13 protein-coding genes and 1 tRNA gene are annotated in these 12061 nt (G+C 37.9%); 3 read left to right on the top strand and 11 right to left on the bottom strand.

Going from position 1 to position 12061, the window contains the following annotated elements; all coding sequences use genetic code 11:
* Positions 1 to 187 precede the first annotated feature (187 nt).
* The 7 genes from E1176_RS13355 to E1176_RS13325 form a co-directional block, all read right to left on the bottom strand.
* The gene (locus E1176_RS13355) at positions 188 to 2077 is read right to left on the bottom strand and encodes a tetratricopeptide repeat protein (protein WP_155211133.1); all 1890 of its coding nucleotides are present in this window, start codon (positions 2075 to 2077) and stop codon (positions 188 to 190) included.
* A 132-nt stretch (positions 2078 to 2209) separates the two neighbouring features.
* Positions 2210 to 2701, bottom strand: coding sequence for a GyrI-like domain-containing protein (locus E1176_RS13350; RefSeq protein ID WP_155211132.1), 492 nt, complete (start codon positions 2699 to 2701; stop codon positions 2210 to 2212).
* Positions 2702 to 2812: 111 nt separating this feature from the next.
* Positions 2813 to 3226 carry a hypothetical protein gene (locus E1176_RS13345; protein ID WP_155211131.1) on the bottom strand — a complete coding sequence of 138 codons (414 nt, stop codon included), beginning with the start codon at positions 3224 to 3226 and terminating at the stop codon, positions 2813 to 2815.
* A gap of 117 nt (positions 3227 to 3343) precedes the next feature.
* The gene (locus E1176_RS13340) at positions 3344 to 4993 is read right to left on the bottom strand and encodes a S41 family peptidase (RefSeq protein WP_155211130.1); all 1650 of its coding nucleotides are present in this window, start codon (positions 4991 to 4993) and stop codon (positions 3344 to 3346) included.
* A gap of 195 nt (positions 4994 to 5188) precedes the next feature.
* Positions 5189 to 5761: a DUF4251 domain-containing protein gene (locus E1176_RS13335; protein WP_155211129.1), complete on the bottom strand. Its 573-nt coding sequence runs from the start codon at positions 5759 to 5761 to the stop codon at positions 5189 to 5191.
* 121 nt (positions 5762 to 5882) lie between these two features.
* Positions 5883 to 7418: a SulP family inorganic anion transporter gene (locus E1176_RS13330; RefSeq protein WP_155211128.1), complete on the bottom strand. Its 1536-nt coding sequence runs from the start codon at positions 7416 to 7418 to the stop codon at positions 5883 to 5885.
* 127 nt (positions 7419 to 7545) lie between these two features.
* Entirely contained in the window at positions 7546 to 7884 is a 339-nt protein-coding gene (locus tag E1176_RS13325) for a hypothetical protein (protein ID WP_155211127.1), read from the bottom strand.
* A gap of 208 nt (positions 7885 to 8092) precedes the next feature.
* On the opposite strand from E1176_RS13325, the gene E1176_RS13320 reads away from it, so the two are divergent.
* Positions 8093 to 8722, top strand: coding sequence for a response regulator transcription factor (locus E1176_RS13320; RefSeq protein WP_155211126.1), 630 nt, complete (start codon positions 8093 to 8095; stop codon positions 8720 to 8722).
* A 2-nt stretch (positions 8723 to 8724) separates the two neighbouring features.
* Here E1176_RS13320 and E1176_RS13315 read toward each other — a convergent pair whose 3' ends face one another.
* Entirely contained in the window at positions 8725 to 9729 is a 1005-nt protein-coding gene (locus E1176_RS13315; RefSeq protein WP_155211125.1) for an alkaline phosphatase D family protein, read from the bottom strand.
* Between the two features lie 200 nt (positions 9730 to 9929).
* On the opposite strand from E1176_RS13315, the gene E1176_RS13310 reads away from it, so the two are divergent.
* Positions 9930 to 10325 (top strand): DoxX family protein, encoded by a 396-nt coding sequence (locus E1176_RS13310; protein WP_155211124.1) that lies wholly within the window; start codon positions 9930 to 9932, stop codon positions 10323 to 10325.
* 1 nt (position 10326) lies between these two features.
* On the opposite strand, the gene E1176_RS13305 is transcribed toward E1176_RS13310, so the two are convergent.
* Both E1176_RS13305 and E1176_RS13300 read right to left on the bottom strand, forming a co-directional pair.
* Positions 10327 to 10596 carry a hypothetical protein gene (locus E1176_RS13305; RefSeq protein WP_155211123.1) on the bottom strand — a complete coding sequence of 90 codons (270 nt, stop codon included), beginning with the start codon at positions 10594 to 10596 and terminating at the stop codon, positions 10327 to 10329.
* 82 nt (positions 10597 to 10678) lie between these two features.
* Positions 10679 to 10849, bottom strand: a complete 171-nt coding sequence (locus tag E1176_RS13300; RefSeq protein WP_155211122.1) for a hypothetical protein — start codon at positions 10847 to 10849, stop codon at positions 10679 to 10681.
* Positions 10850 to 10969: 120 nt separating this feature from the next.
* Between E1176_RS13300 and E1176_RS13295 the strand changes: the two genes are divergently transcribed.
* Positions 10970 to 11722: an SOS response-associated peptidase gene (locus E1176_RS13295; protein WP_155211121.1), complete on the top strand. Its 753-nt coding sequence runs from the start codon at positions 10970 to 10972 to the stop codon at positions 11720 to 11722.
* 68 nt (positions 11723 to 11790) lie between these two features.
* On the opposite strand, the gene E1176_RS13290 is transcribed toward E1176_RS13295, so the two are convergent.
* Positions 11791 to 11872 (bottom strand) — tRNA-Leu (locus tag E1176_RS13290).
* Positions 11873 to 12061 lie beyond the last annotated feature (189 nt).

The following is a 12061-nucleotide window of genomic DNA, read 5'->3' as shown; positions in this document are numbered from 1 at the left end:
CTTACTATTGATACCTTAAGGAGAGAAAAAAACAGTAGGGACAAAGGGTGGACACTTCAAATGTTACAATTCCACCATTTCAGATCTTATTAAAGGTAATAGCACTTCAGGTGATGGATTGGTATAAAATCTTGAATATATCTAGCTCAAAAAATTATTTTAAAAATTAGAATAGTTTAATTTTTAATTATATACTTATCACCAGGTCTTGTAAAGATTCTTCCGACTGCATCTCTAGTTTTTTCCTCAATCGATAGCGTGATTTTTTTACACCTTCCTGAGAAACATTGAGAATGTTGGCAATTTCTTTAGAAGACAGACCCATTTTTAATAATGCCATGAGCCTAAGTTCGTTGCTGGTAACTTTTGGGAATTTTTTCTTTACCGTAGCATTAAAATCAGTATGAACCTCTTCAAAATATTTGGTAAAATTCTCCCAGTTTTGATTATCTAAAATATCTGAGTTGATGGTATTAATGATTGTTTGGTACCCGACATTACCATTGCCCGGAGAATTTTTCAATTTTTTTACCTTTTCTTTTAGATCCTCCAATACTTCATTTTTCTTAGCTAATAGCAGCGCATGTGAGGTCAGTTTTTTGCTTTTAAGGGCTAATTCTGCATCGAGTTTTTCTCTGGTAAGCTGATTGCGTTTTATTTTTTGCCTGAAGCCGTAGAAAGCTAACAATAATATAATCACAGCCATTACTAGACCAATGCTCAATAGCCACTTTTGCATATTGTCTGCCTTAGCCGTCTGTTCAAGTAGTAAAATCTCTTTGTTCTGAAGGTCAATTTGAGCCTCTTTTCTTTCAGTTTCATAGATTGATCGTAACTCCTCTATTTGGTTGGATTGTTCGATAGAATAAATGCTGTCCCCGAGCATCTGAAATTGCTGATAATCAGCAAGTGCCTGTATATGGTTACCCAGCAAAGCATAACTCTCTGATCTATGGAAGTAGGCTTGTTTTAATGTTTCTTTTGCGTCCAGGCTGTCTGAAATTAGGATGGCCCGGTCGAGATAAGGGAGTGCCTTATTCGGTGAATTAAGTTTGTGATAAAGAGCGCCTAACTCAATCAGCGCTTCAGCAATTTTATTTTTTACACTTATGCGCTCATGTATAATGAGGCTTGAATCAAGAGCACTTAAAGCTTTTGTGTACTCATCTTGTGCCATGTAAAGCTTGCCTAAATTGGTAAGGGCAGTGCCTTTCGTAGCTTGTGCACTCATTTCGTTAGACAGATCAATACTTTCCTTTAAGAATTTTTCAGAAGCAGAAAAATTCTTTAAAATGTAGTAGGTGAGTCCTATGTCATTTGCCACATTAGCCTGATAAGCTTTATCATTATATTTTTTGTAAATGTTATAGGCTTCCATGGCATGTTCCAGACTTTTATCGTGGTGCCCCAGGTTTCCTTCAATTTCGGCCAGATGTGAAAGTGCATCTGCTTTTCTAATCGGTTTGTTTATATTTTTTAAGTAGCTAAGTGCTTGTAGGGTATTTTCTAAAGCAATTCTGTAACTACCTCGCCTGGTTTCTATGCTTCCTCTAAAATCGTAAGAAACGGCCAGATCTATTGAATCGCGGGTGGTTGCGCCTTTTTTTACTTTGTCAAGTAAAGCCTCAATACCTCTATCGGTGAGTTCAATACTTTTTATATAGTCACCTTGGTCATAGTGTACTATAGCAATCCCATTTAAGGCCCACAGTTTACCTTTAAAGTGGTCTATTTCTGTAAATTTTTCATTGGCGAGTTGATAATAGTGTAAGGCTGAGTCGTATTCATTTGAGCCAATGTAGAAATTACCCAGATGAAAATAGGTGCGAGCGATTTCTAGCTCAAAATTGTTGTTTAGGGATATCTCAAGCTTTTGATATATATATTCTTTAGCCTTTTCTCGGTCGTTATATAAATGAGCCTGAAAGAGGAAGCCCAGCGTACGTACTCTCAAACTGTCGTTGTCGTGTGTTTCATAAACCCTCAGGAGGCTGTCAGTCATCTGACTATATTGAGCATTACAGTAAAATGATAGTAGGAATAAGCTTACGAACAGTGCTAATGGTTTGCCTTTCATGGCGAATGGGTATTGGTGTGAGATTAAATGTTATGCACATCTCCACTTAGCAAACACACTGCATATATAAATATAATATTTTATTTCAGTTTTTACTTTCTAATGTGATATAGAGGTAAGATTATCAGCCTATTAGGCAGTTTTATGCTTGATTGGTATCCAGATCTCTTCCTCTGATTCGGGGTCGTTGTTTTTGTATTTATCTCCTAAAAGTTCGAAATGAGGTCGGTCGTCAAGCGAATATTCTGATTGAGGCAACCAGCTAGAATATATGTACTGAAAAATTCCTGGATCGTTACTCGACCCTTTGTAATGGAACACCGCGTAAAGTCCACTTGGTAGGTTTAGGGTTGACAGATCATTTTCGTATTTATCAAATTCTGAGACTTCAACAGCAGCCCATTTAACAAACTCATTGTTTGGGTTGAATGCTTTAAAATGATCAGGCTTGAATATCTGTAATGAGTATAATTCTGACCCTAGCTGATGGGGAATTGTATGTCTCAACGGTATAAAAGACTGCCACAGTTCACCAGTTTTGTTGTTTGTTAAACTCATGGTTATCTTCTTGCCCACGAGTTTTTTGGCGGTAAGGGTTTTTATTTGTGGTTGCGGTTGAGACATAAGAATTTTTGAGGCAACGTTACTGACTCATCTTTAAAACCACAACAAAACTTATAAGAATTAGCAGGCCCTTTGTGTGTGAGTTCTTTTTTTAAGCATTTCTATAGCTTATCAATCATCTTTAGAGCTCAAATGCACCTCAACCTCAGTAGAATAAACATTTTTTCTAAAATCGGCTGGCCGTTTATCATTTAGAAACTTAGGCCCTGAGCGCATACTCATGATTTCTTCAAAGTTACTCTCAGCGTCATTGTATTGCGCTCGATCTTCAAATGTAGTGATGAGTACAATGTCATACTCGGTGTGATTATCGTCTGTAACTTTCAATAACTGATAGCCTTTTATATATCCTTTTTCCATGGCTACTTCTCTCAATTCCTGCCAATTATTCTCATAATAATATAAAGTCTCTTCATCTTGATTGTCGATAACTTTTACAAACTCCATAATCGAAACCTGTTGCGATTGAGCCCATACTGAAGACATGCCCAAAGACAGAAATAAAAGAATAGTAAATTTTCTCATGCTTTAAATGGTTTTTTAGATGCTATACGGTATTTGGCAGGAGAAGGATATTATTAAAATAAAAATACAAGGCCTCATATCAATGAGACCTTGTATTTTCATGCCGTTACCCTCAAGTTATTGCAGGATGCTTGCATAAGTGCCTTGATCTGCAAGCACCTCTATGGCTTTCCTGATGGTTGGGTCATCACCAAATGTTGATTCAACAGAACCTTTTTCAAAATAATACCTGGATGCAATTTCTTCTTCTAGCAATCGCTTGATCTGGCTCGAAAAATCATTGAGATCGTTGTCTTTACTCTGCTTTAATGTGGCCCTCAACTGCTGAAGTTGTGGCTCAATATCCCGATAGTATTTTTCTTCTTTCGCATTGGCCGTTAGTCTCTTCAGGTTGCCTTCAACTTCTGTGGTATAGCTATAATCTTTGTCGCTTAGCCATTGCTTAAAATCATTATACTCGGCTTCAGTAAGGTCAAAGTTTTCAGCAGGAGCAATTGATTCGTTTTCATAAGAATACTTGGTGGCGTAATCGAATATGAGACCTTTGGTATACAAGGTAAAAGCAATTGGTGAGAGCTCTTCATTTTCTATAGTTATATCAGGATCTATGCCACCACCATCATACACAACTCTATTATTGACGGTTTTAAACTCTTGTTTCAAAGAGTCTGGCACTTTACCTACACTACCATCAGGGTTTCTGTGGCTATAGTCCAGCGCCTGAATGCATCTGCCGCTAGGAGTGTAGTATTTGGCAGTAGTTACCTTTAACTGTGCATTGTAAGAAAGCGGTCTTGTAATTTGTACAAGACCTTTACCAAATGATTTTTGACCTAATACTACCCCACGATCGTAGTCTTGTATTGTGCCAGCCACTATTTCAGAAGCCGAAGCACTACCACTGTTGATAAGTACAGCGAGGGGTATTTCGGTATCAACAGGGCCATTAAGTGTTTTATATACGGTATTGTTATCAGTGATTTTTCCTCTTGTAGAAACTACCTCTTTACCTTTTGGGATGAATACATTGCTAATATTAACAGCTTCTAATAAAAGGCCACCTGGGTTGCCACGCAGATCGAGGATAACACTATTAGCACCTTTCTCTTTTAATTCTTTCACTGCATTTTCCACCTCTTTCCCGGCTTGCATAGTAAACTCCGTAAGTTTAATGTAACCCACATTTGTGCTCACCATACCGTAGTATGGTACATTGTTGATTTTTACTTTTTCTCGGGTAAAATTGAGTGTAATAGGAGCATCCTGGCCATATCGTAAGACTGTGAGCGATACTGTTGTGTTGGCCTGACCTTTCATGAGCTCGCTGGTCTCTTCGCTAGACATATCTCTGATATCGATCTGATCTATTTTAATTACCTGATCACCAATTTTAAGCCCGTTTTTTTCGGCTGAGTAGCCATTGAGAATCATGGATACTTTTATTTTACCATCCACACGTGTAGTTACAGCTCCAATACCGCCATACTGACCCGTGCTTTGGGTTCTGAAATCTTCTATGTCATCTTCAGGAATGTAATTGGTATAGGGGTCAAGCGAGGCTAGCATGGCATCTATGCCTGTTTTAATTACCTTGTTTGGGTTGACCTCATCCACATAAAGTGCATTGACTTCCTTGAATAGGGTGGCGAATATGTCTAAGTTCTTGGCAATTGCAAAATAGCGGTCACTTGGGCTAAAAGCGAAAAGTGTGCCTGCAAGTATGACGACAATAATGCCAGTTTTATAATTTAAAAGCTTCTTCCTCATTCCTCAAAATTTAGTGATCTAGTGAATATACGGTATAAAATACTTTTTGATACCTTATTTATAATTGCGAGAAATTATCCTGTCAGGTGGTATAAGAACCTACGGGTAAGGTTAAAAATTCCCAAAACAATTATCAGGGTAATAAAAAAGGTGTCACTATTAATGACACCTCTATACTTTAAATTGTTTACAAGCTTATAACACAGGCATACCTTCAAATGTACTGGTCGCTTCTAATAAGCGTAAATCACCACTAAAATTGACATAGCCACCCTGATTTGTTCTTAGGTCTGCACTGGCATGACCACTGGCATTTATAAAAATGTTAAGTGTAGAAAAACCAAGGGTAGCAGACGACATTTGTATAAAAACATTCACGCTTTCATCGCGCTCGTTGATAGAGTATTCTCTCACACTACCTCTTATGGTAATGCCACCCAATCCATTATATCCGGCTGAAAAATTGTTGGCTGTTTGCACTACAACTTCATCACCTTCTATCTTTACAAAATTAGTTGTCGGCATTACAAAGTTGTTTGCCGAATAGCGTCCGCGAATCGCATCAGCCTCAATCACAAAAGCGCTATCAGCCACTGCTGATTCGATCACTTTCATATTTTCAGCAAACTGCTCTTTCTTAGCTTGTTTTTTCGCTGCTCTCTTCTCCTCTTTACTCTGCTTTTCATCCTGAGCTACAGAGGAACTGATCGTGGCTAGTACCACTGCAGTCGTTAATAATAAGTGTTTTACTTTTTTAATAAATAACATATAATTTTCCTCCTTTAGCTATATAGAATCAAGAAATATGCCAAAAGGGGAAAGGTGGAGTGAAATCTCCTGGAAAGGTAAAAAAAAAGGCAGTCATTTGATTGACTGCCTTTTGTGATGATTATTTGTCTATCGCTTTAAGCTCGTATTTTATGTTTTTATGTTTCGCTGTCTCCTGAAAGTTTTTCAGAATCTCTTTCACATCATAATCAATGTTTTTTGTTCTAGATCCATCAATTACAACATCAGAGTTTTCAGGGATATTTCTTAAAGTAAGTAGAATACTACCCTTGTTGATAAACGTTACCTCTTCAGCAAGCTTGATGTTTATTTTCTTACCAGCCTGACCGTTTTCACTCTCAAAGTGATAAGGTATCTTATAGTTGTTTCTAAGTACAAAGAAAATTGACACAGCCATACCAAAAGCTATACCTGTAAGTAAGTCTGTAAACAGGATCATTACAATAGTGATGATAAATGGTAAGTACTGTCTTACACCTAAAGAGAACATCTCTTTGTAAAGTGATATTTTGGTAAGCTTATAACCCACCACTAATAATATGGCAGCCAAAGAAGCCAAAGGAACCATATTTAGTAAAAACGGAATAAGGATGATCGAAAGTAAAAGCAAAGCACCATGAATTACCGTAGATAACCTTGATTGTGCACCAGCATCGATATTGGCAGAACTCCTTACAATTACCGAAGTCATTGGAAGACCACCTATCATACCAGCTACAATGTTACCTATACCCTGTGCTTTAAGCTCACGGTTTGTAGGTGTAATTCGCTTTTGAGGGTCAAGCTTATCTGTTGCTTCAATACATAGTAGCGTTTCGATACTGGCCACAATTGCTATAGTAAATGCAGCAATGTAGACATCGATGTTTGTAAGTATTGAGAAGTCTGGTAAAGAAAACTGACCGAAAAACTCGGTTGCGTTAGAAGCTACAGGGATGCTTACAAGGTGAGAAGGACTGAGGTATAACTCAGGATAATATTGTTGAAAACCTAAATTAATAAGTATACCCAGGATTACGGCCATTAAACCACCAGGGAAAAGTTTGAAGAAACTATACTTTTTAAGTGCAGGTCTCTCCCAAATGATCATCACCAATAGGCCAATGGCACAGATGATAATAGCTCCGAATTCCATGAAGTTTACAGCATTGATTAACTCAGTGAAGGTGTTTTCGCCATCTGCCTGGCTAAAAAACATATCGCCTTCATAATCTGCATCCCAGCCAAGTGCATGAGGTATTTGCTTAAGTATAAGGATAAGACCAATACCTGCAAGCATACCTTTGATAACAGCGGTTGGGAAATAGTGACTTACAATACCGGCTTTTAGAAAACCTAAAATAAGCTGAATAACACCAGCCAGTACTACAGCCGTTAAAAACGCTGGCCAAGAGCCGAGGGTAGCTATCGCAGATAATACGATAACAGTAAGACCTGCAGCCGGACCACTTACACTGACTCCTGATTTACTTATAGCTCCAACAACAATACCACCAACGATACCAGTGATAAGTCCTGAAAATAATGGAGCTCCGGAAGCCAACGCAATTCCTAAACACAATGGAAGCGCTACCAGAAATACTACTAAACCTGATGGGAAATCAGTCTTGAAATATGATATTAAATTTTTAGCCATGTTGATATAAATGAAAAATGTAATGCCCCTTTTTTAATTATTTAATGGGGTGTTAATACAAAAGCTTATTAATCAATAAGCTTGATTAAATGTAAGAATTGATAAAAATTGAATGTGAATAATCCGTTTACACTCGGGGTGGTGGAGTGGTGATTTCAGATATGTAATCTTTCACATTGAAGTTGTAGTGTGATTTATGTAGTCCCACGTAAAGCAGGTTGTATTTAGGCTTTAAGTCTATAGGCCTTACACTCAGATGTTTCTCCTCTTCTTCATAACCCAGAGAGCCACCAGGCACCCGAGTTTCAGGTATGGTATCGGTACCAGTGATGATAACTTCTACGATAAACTCTACAACGGTTTCAATTTCATTGACAAACACAAAGCCGTTACCCGCTTTGCCAAGCATCAGGTCATTTTGATTCAGGCTGATATTAAATACCTGTATCCCAATGGCAAACGCCATGATCTGTGTCGCTATAGATTTTCTTGTTACCACAATCAACTTATAACGCAAAGCTACAGTATAGGTTCAACAATCAGTATAAAAAACTCTTAAAGTATGTTTGGTATAGCGTTTACAGAAAAAATGTGATGAATGGTGAAGTATTTAGACGTCCATTATTTAGATATATTCTAAATAATACTAGCTTTGTTTAGAATTATTCTAAACAATGAACGAACCTGAAGCTGTTTTTATCACAGGTACAAATTTCTTAGTTAAGAAAGGCCTCTTGTCTTTGATTGATGGCCTTCCTATGTATCAGGCGGTTGAGGTTGGTGATGACATGGAGCAATTGAGAGCTCATCATTATCAGCCCAATTTATTGGTTTGTATTTACGACACTGTGGAACCAAAGCATATAGATGATATAACTCAAGTCAAAGAAACCTATCCGATAGAAATTTTACTTGTCTTGGATGAAGTGAAAGGGCAGTCAATCCAGACAATGATTGATAAAGGCGTAAAAGGTATAGTTACTCAACGCTGCAGTGAAGAAGAAATACTAACTGCGGTAAATGCTACTCTGAAAGGCGAACGTTTTATGTGTAGTAAAGTGCTCGATGTGTTAATGGCTGAGCCAAAAAACACATCTAAGCCTCGTTTTTATCTTTCTGCAAGAGAAAAAGAGGTACTTAAATTAATTACCAAAGGCAAAACAACTAGTGAAATAGCGGATAAACTACACGTAAGTGTACATACCATCAATTCTCATCGCAAGAATATGCTGAAGAAACTAAATCTTAAATCACCAATAGAATTGATCGTCTTTGCTTTGGAAAACGACCTGGTTGCTAAGTAAGATCAGTTGAGCGTTATAGAATGAGAAAGTAGTTCTTGTCTATCCGTGCCCTTTACTTCAAGTAAAATTTCTTCATTAGACCAATCGATAGTGATAAGTCCGTAGTTTTTGGCAATTATGAGATCTCCGATTCTGTATTGATTCTCTTCTTCTCCCGATTTTCGCCAGGTGTGTGTAAGTCCACTGGCCGTAAGATCATAAAGGGGATAGTTAAGGCCGTCAATTTCCATTGAAGAAAGCTCTGCAATGTGTCTGTCGCCACTTATAATTAAAGTGTTTGAGGGGCTTGTTTGCCCAATCAGGTAGAGTAATTTATTATGCGATTTAGGAAAGTTGGCCCATTTCTCATAAGGATGATCTGCCGCAATTACTTGTATACTACTCACGATGATATTTACATTCGCATCGCTGGTAGAAAGTTCACTTTCCAACCAATGCCATTGCTCTTCTCCTAAAATGTCTCCATCTTCATTTACCAAATATCTTCTTTCCTCATCACGTTGCAATGTATCTCTGAAGTAGCGGGTATCTAATAAAATCACTTTTATGCTTTTGTCATTATCATTTAATACATAGGAACTGTAAGCACCTCTTCGATCTCTAACGGGGTCGTTTTGCGGTACGTCCAGAAAATCGAGCATGAGATTTTTGCTGCTATCTTTCTTTGCATAATATTTTCCACCATCATTCACTCCGTAATCGTGATCATCCCAAATGCCGATAATTTTGGTGTTTTTCATCAACTTCTGATATCCTGGTCTGCTTTTCTGCTTCTCATATTTTTCCTTCATCTCACTCATATCCTGGGTATCTCCATAGATATTGTCCCCGGCCATTATCATGAGGTCTGGCTTTTCTGCAGTGATCTCAGACCACATTTGGTCGTCATTGTCCTGATGAGAGCACGAGCCAAAAGCGATAACAGTGCTTGAGTTTTGCTCTTGAGCCTGGCAGCTGACAAGTATAGCAAATAGAGTAATTGAGGGTAGTAGTTGACTTATTTTCATACTGCGAAGTTAGAAATTTAGTTTTTGCTTTATACTCGCTTTTGTTGATTTAATAATTCCATAATATATCTAATCAGATAAATTGAAATACAGGGTGAAAATGCTTACACATGGCCGGAGTAATCTGTCGTTTGTCACGAAGACCAAACAGCCTAATAGAAAAGTGCGTAAAAGCTATTGAACTCAAAATATCTTAATTAATGACAAACAGAGGAAAATTTTTGATGCAATGGGTACTGGTCATACTCATTGCATTTCAATTTTTACTTATTGGCTTTTCTAAACTTACTGGCGAAATGGAACTGGCCTTTCGGTCCTGGAATTACTCTTCGGAGTTTATGTATATCATCGGGATAGTTGAAATTGCAAGTGCAGCAGGGTTGTTTTTCAATAAAACCAGAATTTTCTCAAGCGCGCTTCAAATTATGATAATGATAGGGGCGGGCTACACGCATTGGTTGCATGCAGAGTATTTTGAAATATTAATAAATGTGGGTGTGATGGGCTTTTGTTTTATCATTATATGGTTTGAGCAGGAGAAGCAGCATGACTCCTACCTGCAATCACCAGAAAAACAAATAGTAGATATTAGCTAAATCATCTTTTAGCTATGCATTGATCGTAATTTGTGAGTGCAAGCTCCGAAGCTTGTTCGTCTGCTTCGTCCATGGTGGCACCGGCATTTTGCTTGGTCACAAACTCTATAAACCAGGCATCCATAGTTTTGTCATAGCATTCATCAATTTCTTCTTCAGCGATTACTTCAGTAAAGGCGGAGGTAGCACTTTGGTTATAGTTAGTAAACATAAGCACAAAACCAGCGATTACAATTGCAACAAAGCCAAAGGCAACTAAAGGGTATCTCATGGTATTAAATAATTGATTAGTAGATAAATATACGCAATTAAGCCTGAATTTAGGAGGGAATTTTAAAGATATTTCAGTTGTGCTAGGCCGACAAGAGGTTAATTTTCACTCCATAATAATAGAGCGTACCGCCAGACTGAAGAAAATTTAAATCTTCACGCATCAACGTGAGGTAGGGGTAAGAGCTATGAATATCATCTAATTTAAGTTGCTCTTCTTTTCCATCTTTAAATCTGAGGTGTAGCTTTTCCATGAGTAGTAATCAAATAATGATCTTTGTACTAATGTATATCTCACATAAAGCAATCAGTAATTTTCTCGATGAGTAGCAACAACTACTCGTTGAAAAGAATATTTTTTGATAAATTGAAGCATGTGCTACGATGTAAGTTACCTCACCAAAAAGTTAGAGCGGTATGCCAAACATTACGGCTCTGATGAAGACTGGCAGGATATAAAAAAGAGACTGCCACCTACCTATCATACTCAGGGCTTCGATCATCCGGATATACCGGTAGTTGTGGGTGAAGCACCAGACCGTGTAGACACTTATACCTGGGGACTGATTCCTAAATGGGTGAAAGATGCGGCAAGTGCCACTAAAATTTCTAATTCAACACTCAATGCAAGATCTGAAGAGATGTTTGAAAAACCTTCTTACAAAGGGCCGGCAAAAAGCAAACATTGTCTTGTGATAATCGATGGTTTTTTTGAGCATCATTGGAAAAACGGAAAGTCTTATCCTTACTTTATTCAATTAAAAAACAATGAACCCTTTGCTTTAGCAGGGCTATGGGAAGAGTGGCAGGGTAAGCGAACTGTGACTATTGTAACTACCAGGGCTAATCCGTTGATGCAGAAAATTCATAATAAGCCCAGAGGCAGTGAAGGACCTAGAATGCCACTGATTATACCTCGCGAAATGGAGTCGGAGTGGCTTAAGTCTGTGGCTGATGACATTGACAAAGAAAAACTTATGGATTGGATTGGCCCTTATGATGAAAATGAAATGGAGTCATACACCGTACCCCGACTTCGTGGTAAAGCTTATCAGGGCAACGTACCTGATATTACAAAACGTGTGCAATACGATGAGTTAGATAGCTCACAGGGCAAATTGTTTTAAAAATACCCCTTTCCGTCCCCCTTTAAAATGCAAAAGCCTGACAATCAGATGATTATCAGGCTTTTCTGTACCCAGGGCCGGAGTCGAACCGGCACGTCCGAAGACATTGGTGTTTGAGACCAACGCGTCTACCAATTCCGCCACCTGGGCATTTGAAATTGGGATGCAAATATGATAAATGATCGTTTACTAAACAATATAGGTCACAATTAATTTTAGTATTGTAGTTTTAAATTAGACCTTTTTTGATGACAATAGATTTTATCATTTTTTTAGTTGGTGCGGCCGGGGTATTAGCCGTTTTGTTTTGGGTTATATTTCGTGATCGCTCGCAGTATA

This window comes from Fulvivirga aurantia (assembly GCF_009711475.1).
Lineage (GTDB): Bacteria > Bacteroidota > Bacteroidia > Cytophagales > Cyclobacteriaceae > Fulvivirga > Fulvivirga aurantia.
This window is presented reverse-complemented; position numbering and strand designations above follow the sequence as displayed.

Coding starts and splice junctions, on each gene's coding strand:
- E1176_RS13355 (WP_155211133.1), bottom strand. CDS start 2,077: ATGAAAGGCAAACCATTAGCACTGTTCGTAAGCTTATTCCTACTATCA.
- E1176_RS13350 (WP_155211132.1), bottom strand. CDS start 2,701: ATGTCTCAACCGCAACCACAAATAAAAACCCTTACCGCCAAAAAACTC.
- E1176_RS13345 (WP_155211131.1), bottom strand. CDS start 3,226: ATGAGAAAATTTACTATTCTTTTATTTCTGTCTTTGGGCATGTCTTCA.
- E1176_RS13340 (WP_155211130.1), bottom strand. CDS start 4,993: ATGAGGAAGAAGCTTTTAAATTATAAAACTGGCATTATTGTCGTCATA.
- E1176_RS13335 (WP_155211129.1), bottom strand. CDS start 5,761: ATGTTATTTATTAAAAAAGTAAAACACTTATTATTAACGACTGCAGTG.
- E1176_RS13330 (WP_155211128.1), bottom strand. CDS start 7,418: ATGGCTAAAAATTTAATATCATATTTCAAGACTGATTTCCCATCAGGT.
- E1176_RS13325 (WP_155211127.1), bottom strand. CDS start 7,884: ATGGCGTTTGCCATTGGGATACAGGTATTTAATATCAGCCTGAATCAA.
- E1176_RS13320 (WP_155211126.1), top strand. CDS start 8,093: ATGAACGAACCTGAAGCTGTTTTTATCACAGGTACAAATTTCTTAGTT.
- E1176_RS13315 (WP_155211125.1), bottom strand. CDS start 9,729: ATGAAAATAAGTCAACTACTACCCTCAATTACTCTATTTGCTATACTT.
- E1176_RS13310 (WP_155211124.1), top strand. CDS start 9,930: ATGACAAACAGAGGAAAATTTTTGATGCAATGGGTACTGGTCATACTC.
- E1176_RS13305 (WP_155211123.1), bottom strand. CDS start 10,596: ATGAGATACCCTTTAGTTGCCTTTGGCTTTGTTGCAATTGTAATCGCT.
- E1176_RS13300 (WP_155211122.1), bottom strand. CDS start 10,849: ATGGAAAAGCTACACCTCAGATTTAAAGATGGAAAAGAAGAGCAACTT.
- E1176_RS13295 (WP_155211121.1), top strand. CDS start 10,970: ATGTGCTACGATGTAAGTTACCTCACCAAAAAGTTAGAGCGGTATGCC.